17 protein-coding genes are annotated in these 23466 nt (G+C 56.8%); 6 read left to right on the top strand and 11 right to left on the bottom strand.

Annotation, left to right across the window (positions count from 1 at the left end):
- Positions 1-47 precede the first annotated feature (47 nt).
- Together relA and rlmD are read right to left on the bottom strand one after the other, a co-directional pair.
- Entirely contained in the window at positions 48-2285 is a 2238-nt protein-coding gene (gene relA, locus Q1L34_RS04960) for a GTP diphosphokinase (RefSeq protein WP_004866987.1), read from the bottom strand.
- A 109-nt stretch (positions 2286-2394) separates the two neighbouring features.
- Positions 2395-3699 carry a 23S rRNA (uracil(1939)-C(5))-methyltransferase RlmD gene (rlmD, locus tag Q1L34_RS04955; protein WP_075808252.1) on the bottom strand — a complete coding sequence of 435 codons (1305 nt, stop codon included), beginning with the start codon at positions 3697-3699 and terminating at the stop codon, positions 2395-2397.
- 167 nt (positions 3700-3866) lie between these two features.
- Between rlmD and barA the strand changes: the two genes are divergently transcribed.
- The gene (gene barA, locus Q1L34_RS04950) at positions 3867-6620 is read left to right on the top strand and encodes a two-component sensor histidine kinase BarA (protein ID WP_032718171.1); all 2754 of its coding nucleotides are present in this window, start codon (positions 3867-3869) and stop codon (positions 6618-6620) included.
- An 89-nt stretch (positions 6621-6709) separates the two neighbouring features.
- On the opposite strand, the gene Q1L34_RS04945 is transcribed toward barA, so the two are convergent.
- The 8 genes from Q1L34_RS04945 to syd all read right to left on the bottom strand — a co-directional run bounded on the left by Q1L34_RS04945 (position 6710) and on the right by syd (position 15401).
- Entirely contained in the window at positions 6710-7849 is a 1140-nt protein-coding gene (locus Q1L34_RS04945) for a glycerate kinase (protein WP_182924950.1), read from the bottom strand.
- A gap of 70 nt (positions 7850-7919) precedes the next feature.
- Complete coding sequence (gene gudD / locus Q1L34_RS04940; protein WP_015585859.1) at positions 7920-9260, bottom strand: glucarate dehydratase; 1341 nt, start codon at positions 9258-9260, stop codon at positions 7920-7922.
- Between the two features lie 15 nt (positions 9261-9275).
- The gene (locus tag Q1L34_RS04935) at positions 9276-10631 is read right to left on the bottom strand and encodes an enolase C-terminal domain-like protein (RefSeq protein WP_071824691.1); all 1356 of its coding nucleotides are present in this window, start codon (positions 10629-10631) and stop codon (positions 9276-9278) included.
- Between the two features lie 2 nt (positions 10632-10633).
- Positions 10634-11986, bottom strand: a complete 1353-nt coding sequence (gudP, locus tag Q1L34_RS04930) for a galactarate/glucarate/glycerate transporter GudP (RefSeq protein ID WP_004866997.1) — start codon at positions 11984-11986, stop codon at positions 10634-10636.
- A 493-nt stretch (positions 11987-12479) separates the two neighbouring features.
- A complete protein-coding gene (locus Q1L34_RS04925) occupies positions 12480-12923 on the bottom strand; it encodes a flavodoxin (RefSeq protein WP_004867001.1) in 444 nt (147 codons plus the stop codon).
- 2 nt (positions 12924-12925) lie between these two features.
- Complete coding sequence (truC, locus tag Q1L34_RS04920) at positions 12926-13720, bottom strand: tRNA pseudouridine(65) synthase TruC (protein WP_004867002.1); 795 nt, start codon at positions 13718-13720, stop codon at positions 12926-12928.
- Positions 13720-14049 carry a YqcC family protein gene (locus tag Q1L34_RS04915; RefSeq protein ID WP_004867003.1) on the bottom strand — a complete coding sequence of 110 codons (330 nt, stop codon included), beginning with the start codon at positions 14047-14049 and terminating at the stop codon, positions 13720-13722. Before Q1L34_RS04915 ends, truC begins: the two co-directional genes overlap by 1 nt.
- An 803-nt stretch (positions 14050-14852) precedes the next feature.
- Positions 14853-15401: a SecY-interacting protein gene (gene syd, locus Q1L34_RS04910; protein ID WP_071359742.1), complete on the bottom strand. Its 549-nt coding sequence runs from the start codon at positions 15399-15401 to the stop codon at positions 14853-14855.
- A gap of 68 nt (positions 15402-15469) precedes the next feature.
- Between syd and queF the strand changes: the two genes are divergently transcribed.
- The 5 genes from queF to Q1L34_RS04885 all read left to right on the top strand — a co-directional run bounded on the left by queF (position 15470) and on the right by Q1L34_RS04885 (position 22193).
- Entirely contained in the window at positions 15470-16315 is an 846-nt protein-coding gene (gene queF / locus Q1L34_RS04905) for an NADPH-dependent 7-cyano-7-deazaguanine reductase QueF (RefSeq protein ID WP_195874092.1), read from the top strand.
- 111 nt (positions 16316-16426) lie between these two features.
- A complete protein-coding gene (ppnN, locus tag Q1L34_RS04900; RefSeq protein WP_004867006.1) occupies positions 16427-17794 on the top strand; it encodes a nucleotide 5'-monophosphate nucleosidase PpnN in 1368 nt (455 codons plus the stop codon).
- 593 nt (positions 17795-18387) lie between these two features.
- On the top strand, positions 18388-19677 hold the full coding sequence (locus Q1L34_RS04895; RefSeq protein ID WP_004867007.1) for an HAAAP family serine/threonine permease: 1290 nt from the start codon (positions 18388-18390) through the stop codon (positions 19675-19677).
- A gap of 55 nt (positions 19678-19732) precedes the next feature.
- Positions 19733-21100, top strand: a complete 1368-nt coding sequence (locus Q1L34_RS04890; RefSeq protein ID WP_004867008.1) for an L-serine ammonia-lyase — start codon at positions 19733-19735, stop codon at positions 21098-21100.
- A 154-nt stretch (positions 21101-21254) separates the two neighbouring features.
- Entirely contained in the window at positions 21255-22193 is a 939-nt protein-coding gene (locus Q1L34_RS04885) for a sulfonate ABC transporter substrate-binding protein (protein WP_004867009.1), read from the top strand.
- Between the two features lie 40 nt (positions 22194-22233).
- Here the strand turns inward: Q1L34_RS04885 and Q1L34_RS04880 are convergent, their stop codons facing one another.
- Positions 22234-23457, bottom strand: a complete 1224-nt coding sequence (locus Q1L34_RS04880; RefSeq protein ID WP_327204571.1) for an acyl-CoA dehydrogenase family protein — start codon at positions 23455-23457, stop codon at positions 22234-22236.
- Positions 23458-23466 lie beyond the last annotated feature (9 nt).

The following is a 23466-nucleotide window of genomic DNA, read 5'->3' as shown; positions in this document are numbered from 1 at the left end:
AAACCCGCTCTCCGTCGGAGAGCGGGTCAGCATGGGAGGAAAAGCGGTTAGCCACCGTGCAGGCGGCGGGCATCAATCACATCCGGAACCTGATTCAGTTTCCCGAGCACGCGGCCGAGGACCTGCAGGTTGTAGATTTCAATATTCATATCGATGGTAGCCAGCTGCTGTTTGGTGTCACTGCGACTGGCCACGCCAAGCACGTTCACTTTTTCGTTGGCAAGAATGGTGGTGATATCGCGCAGCAGGCCGCTACGATCGTTTGCCACCACGCGGACGACCAGCGAGTAGCCTGCGGAGTAGCTTTCTCCCCAGACCGCGTCAACGATACGCTCCGGAGCGTGCGATTGCAGCTCAGCCAGCTGATCGCAGTCCGCCCGGTGAACGGAAATCCCCCGCCCCTGGGTGATGAAACCGACAATCTCGTCGCCTGGAATCGGCTGACAGCAGCGGGCGATGTGGTGCATCAGGTTGCCCACGCCCTCCACCACGACGCGACCATTGTCTTTGCTGCGATTCTGCGGCGCCCAGGTTTTCTGCTGCAGTTGTTTCAGCGCCGCCGCATCCTGCTCTTCGGCGCTCGGCTTATTAAACTGCGCCTGCAGGAAGTTGACCATCTGGTTAAGGCGGATATCTCCGCCGCCAATGGCCGCCAGCAGCTCATCCAGCTCATTGAAGTTGTAGCGCGGCAGCAGATGCTTCTCTGCCTCCTTGAGGCTAATCCCCAGGTGCTCAAGCTCATCATCAAGAATCTGCCGCCCGGCGAGAATATTCTTGTCGCGATCCTGCTTGCGGAACCAGGCGTGGATTTTGGAACGTCCGCGGCTGGTCGTGACATAGCCGAGGTTTGGGTTCAGCCAGTCGCGGCTTGGGTTTGGCTGTTTCTGGGTAATGATTTCAATCTGATCGCCCATTTGCAGCTGATAGGTAAAGGGGACAATGCGCCCGCTGATTTTGGCGCCGATGCAGCGGTGGCCGACGTCGCTATGGATATGGTAGGCAAAGTCGAGCGGCGTGGAGCCGGCAGGTAAATCGACCACGTCGCCTTTTGGCGTAAAGACGTACACCCGATCGTCAAAGACCTGGCTGCGCACCTCATCGAGCATTTCGCCGGAGTCGGCCATCTCTTCCTGCCAGGCGATCAGCTTACGCAGCCAGGCAATACGATCTTCATAGCCACGTCCGCCGCCTGCCGCCGCGCCGGCACCTTCTTTGTACTTCCAGTGCGCGGCGACGCCCAGCTCCGCATCTTCATGCATCTGCCGGGTACGAATCTGGATCTCCACCGTTTTACCGCCCGGCCCCAGCACCACGGTATGAATCGACTGATAGCCATTTGGTTTGGGATTGGCAACGTAATCATCGAACTCATCCGGCAGATGGCGATAGTGAGTGTGTACTATCCCCAGTGCGGCATAGCAGTCCTGCAGGCGCTCCGCGACAATACGTACCGCGCGCACATCAAACAGCTCATCAAAGGTGAGGTGTTTTTTCTGCATTTTGCGCCAGATACTATAGATATGCTTCGGCCGGCCGTAGACTTCAGCCTTCACGCCTTCGGTTTTCATTTCTGAACGCAGATGACCGACGAACTCTTCAATGTAGTGTTCACGATCGATGCGACGCTCGTGCAGCAGTTTAGCAATCCGCTTATATTCGTCGGGATGCAGGTAGCGGAAGCAATAATCTTCCAGCTCCCATTTCAGTTGACCAATGCCTAAACGGTTGGCCAGCGGGGCGTAGATATTGGTGCACTCTTTTGCCGCCAGCACGCGTTCGTCTTCGGGCTCATCTTTGACTTCCCGCAGGTGGGCGATACGTTCGGCCAGCTTGATGACCACGCAGCGGAAGTCGTCGACCATCGCGAGCAGCATGCGGCGAATATTATCGACCTGCTCGGATGAGACCGAATCGGTATGGGTGGCTTTAAGCTGGCGAATCGCCGCCATATCGCGCACGCCGTGAATCAATGTCACGACGGACTTACCGACGCTCTCCTGCATCACCTCTTCGGTGACGACATTGCCATCCGCCAGCGGAAACAGCATCGCGGCCCGCAGCGTATCGATATCCATGCTCAGTGTAGAAAGGATTTCCACCATCTCGACACCGCGCCATAACAGCAGATCCGCTCGAGGATGTCCCTGCGTTTTCTCGCGACAATAGTCCCAGGTTTCGGCTAAGCGTTCACACGACTGCTGGCTGGAAATTCCCAGACTCGCGATCCATTTCTTCGGGTCAAATTCACCAGCTTTATTTAAATGTGCACTTCTTACCGCAACCATTGTCCTCTCCTTAAGGGACCTGGCCTGCCGAAGTCGGCAAGCCTCAACGTTGACACTTCATCCTTCAGTACGCCGGGGGGTTGGCTGCCTCGGCCTGATCCGAACGATTCTATGTATCTCTGTGCTCAAACAACACCATTGATTCCAGATGTCCGGTATGCGGGAACATGTCCAGCATTGCCAGGCGTTGAATCTGATACCCCGCCTGCAGCAGCAGGTCGCTATCGCGCGCCAGGGTCGCCGGATTACAGGAGACATAGACGACGCGACGCGGGGCAAGTTTTATAATGTGTGACATCACGCCCGGCGCTCCGGCTCGCGCCGGGTCGAGTAATATTTTATCAAAACCATGCTGCGCCCAGGCCTGGCGGGTCACATCTTCTTCCAGATTTTCATGAAAGAATGTCACGTTGTGCAGCTGATTGAGCGCGGCGTTTTCCCGCCCTTTCTCAACCAGCGCCGGGACGCCTTCAACGCCCACGACATTGGCCGCACGCGTAGCCAGCGGCAGGGTAAAATTCCCCATCCCGCAGAACAGATCGAGCACCCGATCCTGAGGCTGAATATCCAGCCACGCCAGCGCCGTTTGCACCATCAGCTGATTGACGCCATCGTTCACCTGGATAAAGTCGCGCGGACTAAACATTAAGCGTAGCCCGTCTGAGGTATACCATGGGGCTTCCCCACTAATATGTTCCAGTATCTCGCTTTGCGGCGCCAGGTACAGAGCGAGACCGTGAGATTGCGAAAATCGTTCCAGTTTTTCTTTATCGCCGGCCGGTAATGCTGCCGTGTGGCGCAGGACCATCAGCGGGCCATTGTCCGCCAGCACCAGCTCGACATGCCCGAGCTGACGCGTTGATTTCAGGCCGGACAAACACTCGCGCACCGCTGGCAGCAATGCCTCAAGATCGGGCACCAAAATGGGGCACTGCACCACATTGATAATGTCGCTGGAGCCAGCCTGGCGAAAGCCCATCTGTAATTGTTGGGTCTTTGGCTGATAATTCAAGCTCAGACGTGCGCGCCGGCGATATCCCCACGGCGAAGCGGCTATAATGTCGTCGACATCCCGCTTCATCAGCCGGGCAAGCGCTGCGCGTTTACTTTGCTGCTGGAGCTCAACGCTGGCATGCTGTTGCTGGCAGCCGCCGCAGGTACCGAAATGCGGGCAGCGCGGCGTCTGGCGCTGCGGGCTGTCATTAAGACGGCGTTTTACCTGCGCCCGGGAGTACTGTTTTTTGTCTTCAACCACGACAACTTCAGCCTGTTCCTGGGGCAATAAGCCATTAACAAATAGCGCTTTACCATGGTGACGAGCAACGCCCTGACCAAAGGGGTCGAGGTCATTGACTGTTACGGTTATGATCTGGCGCGTCGTCACACGCCGTTTTGCAGAGTAGAATTGCGCCATCGTAGAGATTTGTCTCAATCAAATAAACTGACTCTATACACGAGTCCATTCAAGGTGCGTCAGGGCAGCCGGTAAGCGTTCCCGGCGCGAAGATCGGCCCGTCGCCGAAACCGCCAACGCAAAGGCACTTGATGGATGAAGAGTATATTCTCCCATAACGGAACCGCATGACCAACTACAGCCTACGTGCTCGCATGATGATTCTTATCCTGGCGCCAACCGTACTGATCGGTTTGTTGCTCAGTATTTTCTTCGTCGCGCATCGCTATCACGACCTGCAGCGTCAGCTGGAGGACGCCGGGGCCAGTATTATTGAACCCCTGGCAGTCTCCAGTGAATATGGCATGAATCTGCAAAACCGCGAGTCTATCGGCCAGCTGATTAGCGTGCTGCATCGTCGTCATTCCGATATCGTACGCGCTATTTCCATTTACGATTCGCAAAACAAGCTGTTCGTCACTTCCAATTTTCAGCTCAATCCCAGCGAGCTACGTCTGGAAAATGGGGAAAAATTTCCTCGCCAGCTGAGCGCGGTGCGCAAGGGCGACGTCATGATTTTGCGTACGCCTATCGTCTCGGAAAGCTATTCACCCGATGAATCGCCGATGACCGATGCCAAAATGCCCGGCAACATGCTGGGCTATGTCGCCCTCGAACTGGATCTCAAATCGGTGCGACTGCAGCAGTACAAAGAGATTTTCATCTCCAGCGTTATGATGCTGTTCTGTATCGGCATCGCGCTGATCTTCGGCTGGCGCCTGATGCGCGACGTCACCGGGCCGATCCGCAATATGGTGAATACCGTCGATCGTATTCGTCGCGGCCAGCTCGACAGTCGCGTCGAAGGGTTTATGCTCGGCGAACTGGATATGCTGAAAAACGGCATCAACTCCATGGCCATGTCGCTGGCGGCCTACCACGAAGAGATGCAGCACAATATCGATCAGGCGACCTCCGATCTGCGCGAAACCCTCGAGCAGATGGAGATTCAGAACGTTGAGCTGGATCTGGCGAAGAAGCGCGCCCAGGAAGCGGCCCGCATCAAATCAGAATTCCTCGCCAATATGTCTCACGAGCTACGAACGCCGCTCAATGGCGTCATTGGCTTTACCCGTCTGACCCTGAAGACCGATTTAAATACCACTCAGCGCGACCACCTCACCACTATCGAGCGCTCGGCGAACAACCTGCTCGCTATCATTAACGACGTGCTGGACTTCTCGAAGCTGGAAGCGGGTAAACTGATTCTCGAGAGCATCCCGTTCCTGCTGCGTAATGCGCTGGATGAGGTCGTGACTCTGCTGGCGCACTCCGCCCACGATAAGGGGCTGGAGCTGACGCTGAACATCAAAAATGATGTTCCGGACAATATTATCGGCGATCCTCTGCGCCTGCAGCAGATCATCACCAATCTGGTGGGCAATGCCATCAAGTTTACCGAACATGGCAATATTGATGTGCTGGTCGAGCAGCGCGCGCTGAGCAACACCAGCGTACAAATCGAAATTCAAATCCACGATACCGGGATCGGGATCCCGGAGCGCGATCAGTCCCGTCTGTTCCAGGCGTTCCGCCAGGCCGATGCCAGTATTTCCCGCCGCCACGGTGGCACCGGGCTCGGGCTGGTGATAACCCAGCGGCTGGTCAAAGAGATGGGCGGCGATATCTCATTCCACAGTCAGCCGAATCGCGGCTCCACGTTCTGGTTCCATATCAACCTCGACCTCAATCCCAACGCGGTTCAGGAGAGCCCGTTAACCCACTGTCTGGCGGGTAAAACGCTGGCCTACATCGAGGCCAATGCGGCGGCGGCGCAGTGCACCATGGAGCTGCTGACGACCCTGCCGCTGGAGGTGGTGTACAGCCCGACATTCTCCGCGCTGCCGGAAGCCCACTACGATATCCTGCTGGCCGGTCTTCCGGTATCGATGCGTGACCTGAGCCAGCAAAAGGATAACCTGGCGAAAGCCTGCGCCATGGCCGACCACTTACTGCTGGCGCTCCCCTGCCATGCGCAGATTAATGCCGAAACCCTGAAGCAAGACGGCGTTGCCGCCTGCCTGCTCAAACCGCTGACCGCCACGCGGTTAATCCCGGCGCTCACCGCCTCCTGCCGGGCCAGGACACCGATCGTCCTGCCCCATTCTGACAGTAGCAAGCTGCCGATGACGGTGATGGCGGTGGACGATAATCCGGCGAACCTGAAGCTTATCGGCGTGCTGCTGGACGATCTGGTCCAGCACGTCACGCTGTGTGATAGCGGCCAGCGCGCCGTAGAGCAGGCCAAGGAGATGCAGCTGGATCTGATTCTGATGGATATACAGATGCCGGATATGGACGGCATTCGCGCCTGCGAGCTGATTCGCCACCTTCCTCATCAGCAACAAACGCCGGTGATCGCCGTCACCGCCCACGCGTTTGACGGGCAAAAAGAGAAGCTGATGAAGGCCGGGATGAACGACTATCTGGCGAAGCCCATCGAAGAGGATAAGCTGCACAACCTGCTGCTGCGCTATCAGCCGGGAAGGCATACCGCGCCGCTGCGGGCAGCGGAGCCTGTCGAACCGCCCATCGACTACAACGTGACGCTCAACTGGCAGCTGGCGCTACGCCAGGCCGCCATGAAACCGGACCTGGCGCGGGAGATGCTGCAAATGCTGATCGCCTTTATGCCAGAAGTGCGTAATAAAGTGGAAGAGCAGCTGGTTGGCGAAGAGCCGGAGGGGCTGCTGGATTTGATTCATAAGCTTCACGGAAGCTGCAGCTATAGCGGGGTGCCGCGGCTGAAAAAGCTGTGTCAGACCCTTGAAAGCCAGCTGCGCGCCGGAACCGCCGCCGAAGATCTGGAGCCGGAGCTGCTGGAATTGCTGGATGAAATGGATAATGTCACGCGGGAAGCGTGCAAAATGCTGGGCATATAAATCCCCTTCTCCGGATAGCGCGGTGCCTGTCCGGGCGGCCATGTAAACGGCATCGCCCCGGCAGGCATCACGCGACCGGGAAAACCGTCTTACCGCTTGCGTCCCATGTTCAGCACCGCGGCAACATTCCTCGCCGTCATGCGCACGTTATCTGCCGCGTTCTCCAGCGCCTCCTCCAGCGTACAGACCGAATAAATCACGCTGAATACCGCATCCAGCCCGTGCCGGTGAACAATCCCCACGTCCGCGGTCAGGCTGCCGGCAATAGCAATAACCGGTACGTTATAGCGCTGCGCAACCTTTGCTACCCCCACCGGCACCTTGCCATGGATCGTCTGGCTGTCAATGCGCCCTTCACCGGTAATCACCAGGTCTGCGTCCGCCACCAGCTCCGCCAGGTGCAGCGCATCGGTCACAATCTCAATCCCCGGACGCAGCCGCGCGCCACAGAAAGCATACAGGGCGGCGCCCATACCGCCTGCCGCGCCACCGCCCTCAAGATGAAGTACGTCGACGGCTAAATCGCGTTGAATGATGCGCGCATAGTGCGCCAGCGCGCGGTCGAGACGGACAATCATCTCTGCCGTCGCCCCTTTTTGCGGCCCAAATACCGCCGTAGCGCCTTCCGGACCCGTTAGCGGATTGGTCACATCGCAGGCCACATCGATGCGGCAATCGGCCAGACGGCTATCCAGTTCGCTCAGATCAATTCGCGCCAGCTGTTCCAGCGCTCCGCCGCCGGAGGCAATCTGCTGATTATCCGCCGTCAGTAACTTTCCGCCCAGCGCCTGCACCATTCCGGCGCCGCCGTCATTCGTCGCGCTACCGCCGATACCGATAATAATCTGCTGTACGCCGGCATCCAGCGCGTGGCGAATCAGCTCCCCGGTTCCCCAGGTGGTCGTTAACAATGGGTTACGGCACGCCGGCGGGACGATTTCCAGTCCGCTGGCCGCCGCCATTTCAATAAAAGCACAGCGCTCATCGCCGGAAAGGCCGTAAAAAGCGTCTACCGGTTTATTCAACGGACCGGTAACCGTAACCTGCACCAGACGCCCCTGAGTGGCGGCAACCATCGCTTCGACGGTCCCTTCGCCGCCATCGGCAACAGGCAACTTGACATACTCCGCATCAGGATAAATCTCCTGAAAGCCCGCTTCTATCGCCGTCGCAACATCCAGGGCACTCAGGCTCTCCTTGTATGAATCCGGTGCAATCACTATTTTCATCCGCTGTCCTTAATATGAACAAACACCCGGTAGCAAAACCATTCCGGTTCCCGCAGGAACCGGATTTTCCTTAGCGCACCATACACGGACGCTTATTATCAAACGTCCAGTTCGGGATCAGATACTGCATTGCCATCGCATCGTCACGCGCGCCCAGCCCGTGCTTTTTATATAGCTCATTCGCCTGCATCACGCGGTCCATATCCAGCTCAACGCCGAGGCCTGGAGCGGTAGGCACCTGCACCATACCACCTTTGATCTCAAAAGGTTGTCGGGTCAATCGTTGATTCCCTTCCTGCCAGATCCAGTGGGTATCGATGGCGGTAATGTTGCCTGGCGCCGCCGCCGCAACGTGGGTGAACATCGCCAGCGAGATATCGAAATGGTTGTTGGAGTGCGAGCCCCAGGTCAAACCAAATTCATGGCACATCTGCGCCACGCGAACCGATCCCTGCATGGTCCAGAAGTGCGGATCCGCCAGCGGAATGTCCACCGATTGCAGAGACAACGTATGTCCCATCTGACGCCAGTCGGTGGCAATCATATTGGTGGCCGTCGGCAGGCCGGTGGCACGGCGGAACTCCGCCATCACTTCGCGGCCCGAGAAGCCCTGTTCAGCGCCGCAGGGATCTTCCGCATAGGCCAGCACGCCTTTCAGCTGTTTGCCAATTTTGATGGCTTCATCCAGGCGCCAGGCGCCGTTGGGATCGAGCGTCACGCGCGCCTGCGGGAAACGTTTAGCCAGCGCCACAATCGACTCCGCCTCTTCTTCACCCGCCAGCACGCCGCCTTTGAGTTTGAAATCGTTGAAGCCATATTTTTCGTAGGCCGCCTCCGCCAGACGCACGACGGCGTCCGGCGTCATAGCCTCTTCATGACGAAGCCGGTACCAGTCGCACTTCTCATCGCCCTGACTTTGATAAGCCAGCGGCGTGGCATGACGGTTACCGACGAAGAACAGGTAGCCCAGCATTTCGACTTCGCTACGCTGTTGGCCATCGCCCAGCAGAGAGGCGACGTTGACGCCCAGATGCTGCCCCAGCAGATCCAGCAGCGCGGCCTCAATCCCGGTGACAACGTGAATGGTGGTACGCAGATCAAAAGTTTGCAACCCGCGGCCGCCAGCGTCGCGGTCGGCAAAGCGGCCGCGTACCGCCCCGAGGACGTTTTTATACTCGCCGAGCGCTTTCCCGACGACCAGCTCAGCGGCCTCTTCCAGCGTCTGGCGGATTTTCTCTCCGCCGGGGATTTCCCCTACGCCGGTATGGCCTGAGTTATCTTTGATAATCACAATATTGCGGGTGAAATACGGGGCATGGGCTCCGCTAAGATTCATCAGCATACTGTCGTGGCCGGCAACCGGAATAACCTGCATCGCGGTGACGACGGGGGTAGAAAACTGCGTGGTCATGATGAAATCCTTTTGTTATTGATTGGCGACAGCGGTGCGGCCGAACACGGGACGCTTGCGGTCAAATTTCCAGCCGGGGATCAGATACTGCATCGGCACCGCGTCATTACGCGCGCCTCCCGGCAGCGCCTGATAGGCTTGATGGGCTTTTTGCACCTGCGCCCAGTCCAGCTCGATACCAAGGCCTGGCGCATCCGGTACGGCAATCTTGCCGTTCTCAATCTGCAGCGGATTTTTGGTCAGACGACAGTCGCCTTCCTGCCAGATCCAGTGAGTATCAATTGCCGTCGGGTTGCCCGGCGCGGCGGCGCCTACGTGAGTAAACATCGCCAGTGAAATGTCAAAGTGGTTGTTCGAGTGACAACCCCATGTCAGCCCCCAGTCATCACACAGCTGGGCGACTCGCACCGCCCCGGAGAGCGTCCAGAAGTGCGGATCGGCTAAGGGAATGTCTACCGCGTTGAGCATCACCGCGTGCCCCATTTCCCGCCAGTTGGTGGCAATCATATTGGTGGCGACCGGTAGCCCGGTGGCACGACGAAATTCCGCCATCACCTCCCGCCCGGAGAAGCCCTGCTCGGCGCCGCACGGATCTTCCGCATAGGTCAACACATCCTGCAGGCCCTTGCACAGTTCAATCGCCTCATCCAGCAGCCAGGCGCCGTTCGGGTCGACCGTAATACGCGCATCCGGGAAGCGTTTTTTCAGCGCGCGTGCGCTCTCTATTTCCTGCTCGCCGGGCAAAACACCGCCCTTAAGTTTGAAATCTTTAAAGCCGTAGCGATCTTGCGCGGCCTCGGCAAGTCGCACCAGCGCAGCGCTGTTCATCGCTTCCTGATGGCGCAGGTGGTACCACTCATGATGTCCAGGGGTAGCGTCCAGATAAGGGAGATCCGTTTTATTTCGATCGCCGATATAAAAGAGATAGCCCAGCACGGTGACCGCATCACGCTGTTTACCTGGTCCCAGCAGTTCGCAAACCGGGACATTAAGCGCTTTACCTAGCAGATCCAGCAGCGCGGCCTCCAGCGCCGCGACCGCGTTGACCCGCAGCTCAAAGGTCCAGGCCCCCTTGCCAAAGGTGTCAAAATCCGCCGCCTGGTTGCCTTTATGTACCTGCTGAACCACGTTATTCAGACGGGCGACCTCTTTTCCCAGCACCAGCGGAATAGCGTCCACCAGCGTCTGATAAATAACGTCACCGCCGGGCGCCTCGCCGACGCCGGTATTCCCCGCATTGTCGGTCAGTACCACGATATTACGGGTAAACCAGGCACTATGCGCCCCGCCGATGTTCAGCAGCATGCTGTCGTGACCGGCCACCGGAATGACTTTCATATCGACAATCGTCGGACTGGATTGAGTGTTCATCATTAGCGCTCCGCGACCGGTTTAAGCTCAATGCGTTTGATATCGCCCACCAGCACCAGATAGCTCAGTACCGCCACCAGCGCATGCACCCCGACGTAAATCAGCGCGCCGTTGAATGAGCCCGTCGTTCCGACGATGTAACCAATCGCAATTGGCGTCACGATGCCGGAGATATTGCCGAACATATTGAACAAGCCGCCCGACAGACCGCTGATCTCTTTCGGCGCGGTATCGGCCATCACTGCCCAGCCGAGGGCGCCAATCCCTTTGCCGAAGAAGGCCAGCGCCATAAAGCCGATAATCATCCACTCCACGTTAACGTAGTTACAGAACACCATAACCATCGACATCAGCATGCCTGCCACAATCGGGGTTTTACGGGCAATATTGAGCGAGCCGGTGCGACGCATTAACCAGTCGGAGATAATTCCGCCCAGCACACCGCCAGCAAAACCGCAGATTGCCGGCACCGAGGCGACAAATCCGGCCTTCAGAATCGACATGCCGCGCGCCTGCACCAGGTAGACCGGGAACCAGGTGATAAAGAAGTAGGTCAACGCGTTGATGCAGTACTGACCGATATAGATCCCGACCATCATCCGGGAGCCAATCAGCTGTTTGATCTGCCCCCATTTTTCGCTAAGCGGGACTTTTCGGCTATTTTTCTTCTGATCCATGTTGATCAGCGCGCCGCCTTCGGCAATGTACTCCAGCTCTTTTTTGTTTACGCCGGGATGCTGGTTCGGTTCATGGATGACTTTCAGCCATACAAAACTGATGACAATCCCCAGCCCTCCCATAAAGAAGAAGACATGCGACCAGCCCACTTCATGGGTTAACCAGCCCATGATGGGCGCGAAGATCACGGTGGCAAAGTATTGCGCGGAGTTGAATATCGCCACCGCGGTTCCTCTTTCCTGCGCCGGGAACCAGGCCGCGACGATTCGGCTGTTGCCTGGGAACGAGGGCGCTTCCGCCAGCCCGACCAGAAATCGCAGGGTAAACAGCGCGATAATAATACCGAAGCCGCTAAAGATATCGACGAAGCCCTGCAACAGGGTAAACATCGACCAGATGAAGATAGACCAAAAATAGACCCGTTTTGAACCGAAGCGGTCCAGCAACCATCCGCCGGGGATCTGACCGATAACGTAGGCCCATGAGAACGCGGAAAAAACGTAGCCCATACCCACCGCGTCCAGGCCAATATCCTTGGCCATTTCCGAACCGGCTATCGACAGCGTTGCGCGGTCACCGTAGTTGAAAGAGGTGACGATAAACAACATCACCACTATCCAGTAGCGGGCATTGGTGCGTTTTTCCGCGCCGCTAGCCGCCTGACTTAATGTACTCATTGTTGCACTCCTGAATCATAGCCGTTAGCTACGTTCATTCTGAATGGCACAACCTGTAGGGTAGTCAGAATGACGCGTTTGAGTTTTTCATTGTTTTCGTTATATCTGGCGTGCTGCCTTTTTAACTGGCAGGGAAAGTATAAAAAGAGGACCTGACCGGCTCACCGTGCATACACACAGCTTTAGCGGAGATTTAGAAATAGATTTATGGCTTATGCCTGACTGGATGGGGGATAGTTCACGGAAATGAAAAGCGGGCGCAAGGAACAGCGGAAATCGCAGGACAAACGACAGGAGTGTGAAATGCTTCACTTGACCCGGTGGAAACTCCCGGAAAAAACCGCCCGCGTGAACCGCTTGTCGTGCAAATGCCCGATGCCCGGGACAGGTAAAAGGGTTAACATTTTATTGACCGTTTATCTGGCACTGGCATCAGGAAGTGACGCCCTCTATGTAGGGAGAGGGCGCAACTTTTATCCGTTGATGGATGGGTTTATTCGAGCAGACTCGCCCACTGTTCAACCCATGGGTTAGACACGCTCTCGGGTTCAGGGTCTTCGCTGGCATCGATCATAAGCATGTCGCCGATACGTCTGGCGCCCTGCTCCTGCAGCAATGCATCGAACGTCTTACCGCCGCCGCAAAAATTAGCGTAGGTGCTATCGCCAAGCGCGATAATCCCGTAACGCAGGTGCGGTTGATACATGTCTTTCATCCCTTCATACAGCGGAACGATGCTGTCCGGCAGATCGCCCTGACCGGTGGTGGACGTGACTACCAGCACATATTTGCCGCTATACGGTTCCCAGTCCTGAATTTCCGGGTCTTCGAACACTTTTGCTTTATGCCCCAGGCCGCTCAGAATGGCTTCAGCCTCTTCGGCCACCAGCAGCGCGTTTCCATACATCGTGCCTACAAAAATACCGATATCTGCCATGATTATCTCCCTGAATTGACCTCAATCTCTTCATCCTGACCGCTGTCGTCAGCAAACTCAACCCTTTCATTTAGCGGCAGAAGACCGCGCCAGCCAAACTGCGACAGCGCCCGCATCCAGACGTCGTCAAGGCCCGCACGGATCGTCAACGGCTCGCCGGTAAAGGGATGCGTTAACGATAGCTGGCTGGCGTGAAGCATCAAGCGGTCAACGGAAAAATGCTCTGCGGCGCTGCGGTTTTGTCGGAGATCGCCATGTTTACTGTCGCCGATAATCGGGTGACGTAAATGAGAAAGGTGGCGACGCAGCTGGTGTTTACGCCCGGTTTTAGGCTCCAGCTCAACCAGGCTATAGCGCGTTGTCGGATAACGTCCGGTCGCCACCGGCATTTCGACGGTCGCCATTCCGCGATAGTGCGTGACCGCCGGCTGGGGCTCTTTATCGTCACGTGCAAATTTATCGGCGATCTTATCCAGCTCTTCTACCAACGGGTAATCCAGTACCGCTTCGTCGGTCAACCAGCCGCGCACCACCGCGTGGTAGCGCTTTTGCATCTGATGCTGCTCAAACTGCTGAGACAGGCGCCTTCCCGCTTCGCTCGACAGCCCCATCAGCAGGACACCCGATGTCGGGCGGTCAAGGCGATGGGCGGTAAACACGTGCTGACCAATCTGGTCGCGCACGGTTTGCATCACCACCACTTTTTCATCGCGGTCCAGCCAGCTGCGATGAACCAGCCAGCCGGAGGGTTTGTTCACCGCCACCAGCCATTCATCCTGATAGATAATCTCCAGCATCAGGCATCATCACCGGCAAACAGCGTATCCAGCAGCAGCAGCTCCGCCAGCACCCGCTCGCGCAGCGGATGGGCGGCATCGAGAGCCATCTCATAATAGGGGGCGACGGCGAAATTCTGCGGCAAGGGCTGCTCGCTATCGAGTAAGTGGTGCATACGAGGAATCAGGACCCACTGCAGCCACTCCAGCGGTTCAAGCGTGTCCATACAGAAAGGCTGATCGCTGGCAAAAGCGCGGCTTTCCGGCGCATTGTCTTGCCAGTGGTCCGTTTCGCGCAGCAGCGCTTCAAGGGCGTGCAAACGCTCGCGCACGCTAAGGTGAAGAGTCATGGGAAACCTCGATGAGTTGTAAACCGGACGCAGGATAGCAAATACAGCAGCGAAAACTACTCAAAATCATGGCGCCGTCGCCCGTCCAGTCAGGACAATGCGTGCGCGGCCATGCGTCAGAGCGGCATGGGCCAGACAGGTTGCGCCAGCCTGACCTGAAGCATCGCCCAGACAATTCGCCTTTCGCCAACGGCCACCGCCAAAGGTGATGCGCTAAAAACAGGCATAAAAAAAGGGAGCACTGTATAAACAGTGCTCCCGGTTCGTTTCGCAGCAATCCAGCTACATTGGTGCTCCCTGCTCGTCCATGAAAACTTTTCCTGAGGTCTCCTGACCATGTTCATCCATAAACTTGTGCATCCTGCTTCCACACCACCCCGATGCGAAATCACTTATCCTTAAGTCTGTCCCGATCTTCCTGATCCACCGTTCATCATGAGCGGCTCACGTTCTCCATCCTGGAGGTGTCCTTTACGCGTTCCTGCGTTATCCTGCGCTTCATCCTGAAGCCTGTCCTTGCAACGCCTTCCCGGCGGGTCCTGCATGAAGAGTCATCATCCTGATGTTCACTTCATTTTGCGACTCCCTGTCGACACACATAGGATCACTGATTCCGCTTCGTCTTACAAGCCTTCTTAAGAGAATCTCTTAAGGTTAATCCCTGGCTAAAAAGGCGAAACAAAGAATAACTCACTGAATTATATTGATTTACCAGAAATAAAGCCGCGAAAAATTGGCTTAAATGATGACGATCTCTTACAGGTCTTGTAAGAGATCTCTCACAAACGGGTGGGGAAAATGGATTACAGCACCGGCTCAAGCTGGTCAAGGAAGCTCGCCAGAGAAGGCGAAAGAATTGTCCGTTTGCGCGTGCCGAGCGTCTCTTTGAGCACTTCGCCGCTCAGGTTGCACACCGAAATGACCTCCAGCTCGCTCTCGAGCGTGGCGATAAAAAGCGTTGGCGACAGCTTCAGCCGTTTTTGTACCACCAGGTGGCCGATTAAATTCTCCTGCACGCGCCGGAAGTCATCCGGACTCCAGGTTTGCAGCAGCAGCATCGTCGTCTCACCGGCAAAGCGCGCGGCCATATCGCCGGCGAACTGAGTGGTATAATAACTATGAATCGGCTGTTGTATCACAATATCCAGCGCCCGTTCAACCGCGCTGATATTTTGTTCTGCGGTAAAGGGCTGCGGCTGCCAGTAAACGGCGTCGTCATCCGTCGCGCTGATGCAGGGTGACGGTACGCCATAAAGCTCTTCGCTACGCGGCAGGCTGGCGCGCTGCTGCTGCCAGGCAGCGCAATAACGTTGGGTGAAGGCTTGCAGCGCTTCTGCGGTTTGATAGTCCACCGGTTTCTCTCTTCACGTCAGACAGGATACACTTGGCGTATAGTGTACCCGCTTTACTATGGTGAAACATGTCTTCTTACGATAATCATCAGGCGCTTGCCGACCTGACGCTCGGTAAATCAACCGATTACCGCGATACTTACGATGCCTCGCTGCTTCAGGGCGTGCCGCGCAGCCTGAACCGCGATCCGCTGGGCCTGCACGCGGACAATCTGCCTTTTCACGGCGCTGATATCTGGACGCTGTACGAACTCTCCTGGCTTAACGCTAAAGGGCTACCGCAGGTCGCCGTGGGCCATGTTGAACTCAATGACACCACCGTGAACCTGGTAGAGTCGAAGAGCTTTAAGCTCTATCTCAATAGCTTTAACCAGACCCGCTTCGCCGACTGGCAGGAGGTCGAGGCGACGCTGACGCGCGATCTCAGCGCCTGCGCGGAGGGGGAAGTGCAAGTGTCATTGTATCGTCTCGATGAACTCGAAGGCCAGCCGGTCGCACATCTGCACGGCGCCTGCATCGACGATCAGGATATTGAAATCGATAACTACCAGTTCAGCGCCGACTATCTGCAGGATGCCGCAAGCGGCAAAGTCGTCGAGGAGACGCTGGTCAGCCATCTGCTGAAGTCCAACTGCCTGATCACCCATCAGCCGGACTGGGGTTCGGTGCAAATTCAGTATCGCGGCGCCAAAATCGATCGCGAAAAGCTGCTGCGCTACCTGGTGTCCTTCCGTCACCACAACGAATTTCACGAGCAGTGCGTAGAGCGCATCTTCAACGATATTCTGCGTTTCTGTCAGCCGGAAGCCCTTTCCGTTTATGCGCGCTACACGCGACGCGGCGGTCTGGACATCAACCCGTGGCGCAGCAACACCGATTTTGTTCCGGCCATCGGTCGCCTCGCTCGTCAATAGTCAACATTTTCACAATTTGCGTGCGTTAACCCGCGCGCAAGGTTGTGAAAACGCCACCAGCAAGGCTATTGTAATCACAGGAAGACGATAATCGTCCTGTAAGGAGTTCACTTGATTACACATGTTAGCCCGCTTGGTTCAATGGATATGCTGTCACAGCTGGAAGTGGATATGCTTAAACGCACCGCCAGCAGTGACCTCTATCAACTCTTTCGTAACTGCTCGCTTGCTGTACTCAACTCGGGGAGCCTGACCGATAACAGCAAGGAGCTGCTGTCTCGTTTTGAAAACTTCGATATCAACGTGCTGCGCCGTGAACGCGGCGTGAAGCTGGAACTGATCAATCCCCCGGAAGAGGCCTTCGTTGACGGGCGTATTATCCGTTCCCTGCAGGCCAACCTGTTTGCCGTACTGCGCGATATCCTGTTCGTTTACGGACAGATTCACAACACCGTTCGCTTCCCGAATCTCGATCTTGAAAGCTCGGTGCATATCACCAACCTGGTGTTCTCTATTCTGCGTAACGCCCGTGCGCTGCACGTCGGCGAAGCACCGAATATGATTGTCTGCTGGGGCGGCCACTCGATTAACGAAAACGAATATCTGTACGCCCGTCGCGTCGGGACCCAGCTGGGTCTGCGCGAACTGAATATCTGCACCGGCTGCGGTCCGGGCGCGATGGAAGCACCGATGAAAGGCGCCGCGGTCGGTCACGCCCAGCAGCGTTACAAAGACAGCCGCTTTATCGGCATGACCGAGCCATCAATTATTGCCGCCGAACCGCCTAACCCGCTGGTTAACGAGCTGCTGATCATGCCGGATATCGAAAAACGTCTTGAGGCGTTTGTCCGTATCGCCCACGGCATTATTATCTTCCCGGGCGGCGTCGGCACCGCGGAAGAGCTGCTTTATCTGCTGGGGATTTTAATGCACCCGGCCAACACATCGCAGGTTCTGCCGCTGATCCTCACCGGTCCGAAAGAGAGCGCCGACTATTTCCGCGTGCTGGATGAGTTCATCGTACACACGCTGGGCGAATCGGCACGTCGCCACTATCGCATCATTATCGACGACGCCAGCGAAGTGGCGCGCCAGATGAAGAAAGCGATGCCGCTGGTGAAAGAGAGTCGCCGCGAAACCGACGATGCCTACAGTTTTAACTGGTCGATTCGTATCACCCCGGATCTGCAAATGCCCTTCGACCCGACGCACGAAAACATGGCCAACCTCAAGCTTTATCCGGATCAGCCGGTTGAGATGCTGGCGGCAGACCTGCGGCGCGCGTTCTCCGGTATCGTGGCCGGCAACGTCAAAGAGGTGGGTATCCAGGCGATTGAAAAATTCGGCCCTTACAAGCTACACGGCGATCCGCAGATGATGCGTCGGATGGATGACCTGCTGCAGGGCTTCGTCGCCCAGCACCGCATGAAGCTTCCGGGCGGCACTGCGTATATTCCTTGCTACGAAATCTGTTCCTGATAGCTAATCTGTCATCCCGGGTTACGGCGCATGCTGCCGTAATCCGGTTCTCCCTCCTCCCGTATTAAACTCCCTTTACTCCCTTTACTCCCTTTACTCCCTTGCCCCCTTTACCTCCTCTGACCACGTTTAACCTCCTTTAACGGCTGAGGCCCGCTTTCCCAATGATTCATTTATTTTAAGAATGCTTTGTAACTTTTTTCACAAAGCCAATCGTTTGCGTTTCCATAAGAAGCAATAAATATCACTGATAAAAAGGCATTTAAGCGCAAAAACATCGTCAGTATCTCATTTTTACAGTAAAAACATCGTTATTAAGCCTCCCTTCTTTTATCTCATATCCTGTAAATGGTAGCCTTCGCGCCACAAATACCTGGCTGATCACCAGAAACAGACTGTTGAACTAAAAATACACACATCGAAAGTGGATTATTGCAATTGGGATCGCGATCACTGATGCATTTACCAGATAAATGTATCTTTCCGCCCCACTTGTTACGGAGAAAATCATTAAAAAACCGTAATCAAACGCATTTCATATTACTTAATTGATTTTAATCATTATATTTGGTCGCTTCCTCCAGGAGATACAGATGGAAACCACTCAAACCAGCACTATCGTAACGGGTGAAACCCGTAGCGGATGGCGCAAAACAGATACCATGTGGATGCTGGGACTGTACGGTACGGCAATCGGCGCGGGCGTATTGTTCCTGCCGATTAATGCCGGCGTCGGCGGTATGATCCCCCTGATCATCATGGCAATTCTTGCTTTCCCGATGACCTTTTTCGCCCACCGCGGAATGACCCGTTTTGTCCTTTCCGGTAAAAATCCGGGTGAAGACATCACGGAAGTGGTAGAAGAGCACTTCGGTGTCGGCGCAGGTAAGCTGATTACCCTGCTCTACTTCTTCGCCATCTACCCGATTCTGCTGGTTTATAGCGTGGCTATCACCAATACCGTCGAAAGCTTTATGACCCACCAGCTGCAGATGACCGCGCCGCCGCGGGCGATCCTGTCGCTGATTCTGATTGTGGGCATGATGACCATCGTGCGTTTCGGCGAGCAGATGATTGTTAAAGCGATGAGTATTCTGGTGTTCCCGTTCGTTATCGCTCTGATGATCCTCGCACTGTACCTGATTCCTCAGTGGAACGGCGCGGCGCTGGAAACCCTCTCCCTGAACAGCTCGACCTTTACCGGTAATGGTCTGTGGATGACTCTCTGGCTGGCGATTCCGGTGATGGTGTTCTCCTTTAACCACTCGCCGATCATCTCCTCCTTCGCCGTGGCGAAGCGTGAAGAGTACGGTCAGGGCGCAGAGAAGAAGTGCTCCAGCATCCTGGCTCGCGCTCATATCATGATGGTATTGACCGTGATGTTCTTCGTCTTCAGCTGCGTACTGAGCCTGTCTCCGGCCGATCTGGCAGAAGCAAAAGCGCAGAACATCTCAATTCTGTCTTACCTGGCGAACCACTTTAACGCACCGGTTATTGCCTGGATGGCGCCGATCATCGCGATGATTGCCATCACCAAATCCTTCCTCGGCCACTACCTGGGCGCACGTGAAGGCTTTAACGGCATGGTGATTAAATCCCTGCGCGGTAAAGGCAAATCCATCGAAATCAATAAACTGAACAAAATCACGGCGCTGTTCATGCTGGTGACCACCTGGATTGTGGCCACGCTGAACCCAAGCATTCTCGGCATGATCGAAACCCTCGGCGGCCCGATTATCGCGATGATTCTGTTCCTGATGCCGATGTATGCCATCCAGAAAGTCCCGGCCATGCGCAAATACAGCGGCCACATCAGCAACGTCTTCGTTGTGATTATGGGCCTGATTGCTATCTCCGCGATTTTCTACTCTCTGTTCAGCTAATCTCTCCCCCGCGCCGCCAGCAGGCGGCGCGCTCCCCGACAGTACTGGATGCAACATGATCAGCGTATTCGATATTTTTAAAATCGGCATTGGCCCTTCCAGCTCCCATACCGTTGGACCAATGAAAGCGGGCAAGCAATTCACGGACGATCTTATCGCGCGCGGGCTGCTTGCCAACGTCACCAAAGTCGTTGTCGACGTTTACGGCTCCCTTTCCCTCACCGGTAAAGGCCACCATACCGACATCGCCATTATTATGGGTCTTGCGGGCAACCTGCCTGACAGCGTTGATATCGACGCCATCCCGGCGTTCATTCAGGACGTCAACACCCACGGCCGCCTGATGCTGGCAAACGGCCAGCAGGAAGTTGAATTCCCGGTCGACCAGTGCATGAATTTCCATGCCGACAACCTGTCGCTGCATGAGAACGGTATGCGCATTACCGCCCTGGGTGGCGACAAGGTGCTCTACACCCAGACTTACTACTCCATCGGCGGCGGGTTTATTGTCGATGAAGAACATTTCGGCCTGAGCAATGAAGCGCCGCCCGTGGTGCCTTATCCGTACAAAAATGCGGCCGACCTGCAAAGACACTGCCGCGAAAGCGGGCTCTCGCTTTCCGGCCTGATGATGCAAAACGAGCTGGCGCTGCACACCAAAGAAGAGCTTGAGCAGCACTTTGCCGCCGTCTGGGAAGTGATGAGCGGCGGTATCGAGCGCGGCATTACCACCGAAGGCGTACTGCCGGGCAAGCTGCGGGTTCCGCGTCGTGCCGCCGCCCTGCGCCGGATGCTGGTTAGCCAGGACAATACCAACAGCGACCCGATGGCGGTGGTTGACTGGATCAACATGTTTGCCCTGGCGGTCAACGAAGAGAATGCCGCCGGTGGACGCGTAGTGACCGCGCCGACCAACGGCGCCTGCGGCATCGTGCCGGCGGTACTGGCCTATTACGACAAGTTTATCCGCAAGGTGAATGCCAATTCGCTGGCGCGTTATCTGCTGGTAACCAGCGCTATCGGCTCGCTGTATAAGATGAACGCCTCGATTTCTGGCGCCGAAGTGGGCTGCCAGGGCGAGGTCGGCGTGGCCTGTTCGATGGCGGCGGCCGGCTTAACCGAGCTGCTGGGCGGCAGCCCGGGCCAGGTGTGCATCGCGGCGGAGATCGGCATGGAACACAACCTGGGTCTGACCTGCGATCCGGTTGCCGGCCAGGTACAGGTTCCCTGCATCGAACGTAACGCTATCGCCGCCGTCAAAGCGGTCAACGCCGCGCGCATGGCGCTACGCCGCACCAGCGAACCGCGCGTCTGTCTCGATAAAGTGATCGAAACCATGTATGAAACGGGCAAAGATATGAACGCCAAGTACCGCGAAACCTCTCGCGGCGGCCTGGCAATGAAAATCGTCGCCTGCGATTAACGATACATGCCCGGCAGCCGATTCTGCCGGGCAGCTTCCCCGCAACATCGTCTCCCCCACCAGGCATTTAAGTTATATAAATTACAATTTAGTTATTTATTGGTTATAAAGACAATTTGTTACCTTACGGCAAACCGCCAAAGGAGAACATATCATGTCCAAAAGGTTGCATCTGGCCGCGCTGCCGCTGCTGCTCGGGCTGTCTGCGTCCGCGCTGGCTCAGGCGCCGGAAACCGTGAACATTGGCTATCAGAAGGCCAATATCTTCGCCCTGCTTAAGTATCGTGGCACCCTCGATGAGACGTTTAAAAAACAGGGCATCGCCGTACGCTGGGTGGAATTCCCGGCTGGCCCGCAGATGCTGGAAGGGCTGAATGTCGGCAGTATTGACCTCGCGGCCACCGGCGATGCGCCGCCGGCCTTTGCCCAGGCCGCTCAGGCGGATCTGGTCTACCTCGCGCACTCGCCGGCAAACCCCAAAACCGAAGCTATCGTGGTACCGGAAAACTCGCCGATTCACAACGTGGCCGACCTGAAAGGTAAGCGCGTGGGGCTGAATAAAGGTTCTGACGTCAACTACCTGCTGGTGGCCGCGCTGGAAAAAGCCGGGCTGAGCTATAAAGATATCACCCCGGTTTACCTGCCTCCGGCCGATGCCCGCGCCGCCTTCCAGCGTGGGGCGATTGATGCCTGGGTTATCTGGGACCCGTACCTTGCCGAAGTTGAAACCAACGCTAAGGCGCGGCAGATCCGCAACGCTGAAGGGCTGGTACCGCACTACACCTTCTATCTCGCCAGCCGCAAATTTGCCGAAAACCACCCGGATACCGCCAAACAGGTGGTGGATGAGTTACGCCAGCTCAGCGACTGGGCGAACGCCCATCAAGACGACGCCGCCGGAATTCTGTCAACCTCCACCGGGCTGGATAAGGCTATCTGGCTGAAAGCGCTCGCCCGCCTGCCCTACGGCGCCGAACGCATGACGCCCGCGGTCTATAACGAGCAGCAGGCGCTGGCGGATACCTTCACGCGTATCGGCCTGCTGCCGGTGAAAGTGGACGTGCGCAGCGCCACCTGGTCGCAGGATAAATAACCCTTGCCGGCGACGGGCCTCCCCGTCGCCTTCCCTCTTGCTAACCCTGCGCCTTTTCGCCGTCGCCAATCTGCCAGATAAAGGTCGGCGCCTCGCCGTTGACCAGCCAGTTGCCGATATTGCGCGCTTTGTAGATAACCGGGTTATGCGAGGCCACGGTACGCGCGTTGCGCCAGTGGCGATCGAGCGCTTTACCCACCCGGGTGTCCGACGCGCCGAGGGCGTTAAACAGCTCGGTCGCCGCACGCGGCACCCATTCGCTGGCAACCACCTGCGCCTGCGCCGCTTCGACCTCCGCCAGCCGATTACGCTGTTCAATCAGCGCATCGTCGCCGCTGGCATGAACAATATAGGCCTGCTGTAAAGACTCCGCCGCCTGCAGCACCGCCGCGCGGGTCGCCCACGCCCAGCTGCTGATTTGCCCGACCACCTGCAGCACCTGAGGATCGTCGCGCGGCACGGCGGCATTGCCGTGGCTGTACATACGGGAGCGTTTTTTCACCCCTTCGGCGGCATCGCGTTCTACCGCCAGGCCGATACCCGCCAGCGTCGCCAGTAAGATATGCTGATAGAAGGCGGTCTGGTAGCGAAAGCGCTCGGCAAAATCATAGACATGTTCCTGCTCAACCTGCGCCTGCCGGAAGCGGGTGGTGCCGCTGCCGGTCAGACGCTGACCAAAGCCATCCCAGTCGTCATCGCGTTCCACCGCGCTCTGCCGGGTGCTGACCAGTGCGATGACATCGCCGTGGTTGTCGCTGCGGCGGGCAAAGACGTCAATCCAGTCGGCGTACAGCGTCCCGGTGCTGTAAAACTTCTCGCCGCTTAAGCGCCATCCGCGGTCATCCGGCGTCACCTGAGTATTCACCTCCCCAAGCTTCACCGCCCCCGTTTCGGTCCAGCCGCTGCCCACCAGCTCCCCGTCGAGAAAACGTTGAAACCAGCGATCGCGCTGCGCGGAGTCCGGTTGATTCAGGCGATCTTCAACAAAGGCAAAATGGGCGCGCAGCGCCTGCGGCAGGTTCGAGTCAGCCTCGGCGAGCTCAATCAACAGGGCAATCAGCTGCGGCAGCGACGCGCCCCAGCCGCCCTTTTCCCGCGGAATACGCACCGTGCCAAAGCCCGCCTCCTTCAGCCAGCGAATCTGCTCGTCGGGTAAAATACGGTGCTGTTCACGGTTCGCCGCCCCCTGCGCAATGCGGGAAAAAATCGGCCGGAAGGCCGCGGCCAGCTGTTCATAATCGGCACCGGTAGAGAGTAATGTCATCATCTGTTC

The organism is Klebsiella ornithinolytica (assembly GCF_030505655.1).
GTDB classification, from domain to species: Bacteria; Pseudomonadota; Gammaproteobacteria; order Enterobacterales; family Enterobacteriaceae; genus Klebsiella; species Klebsiella ornithinolytica.
This window is presented reverse-complemented; position numbering and strand designations above follow the sequence as displayed.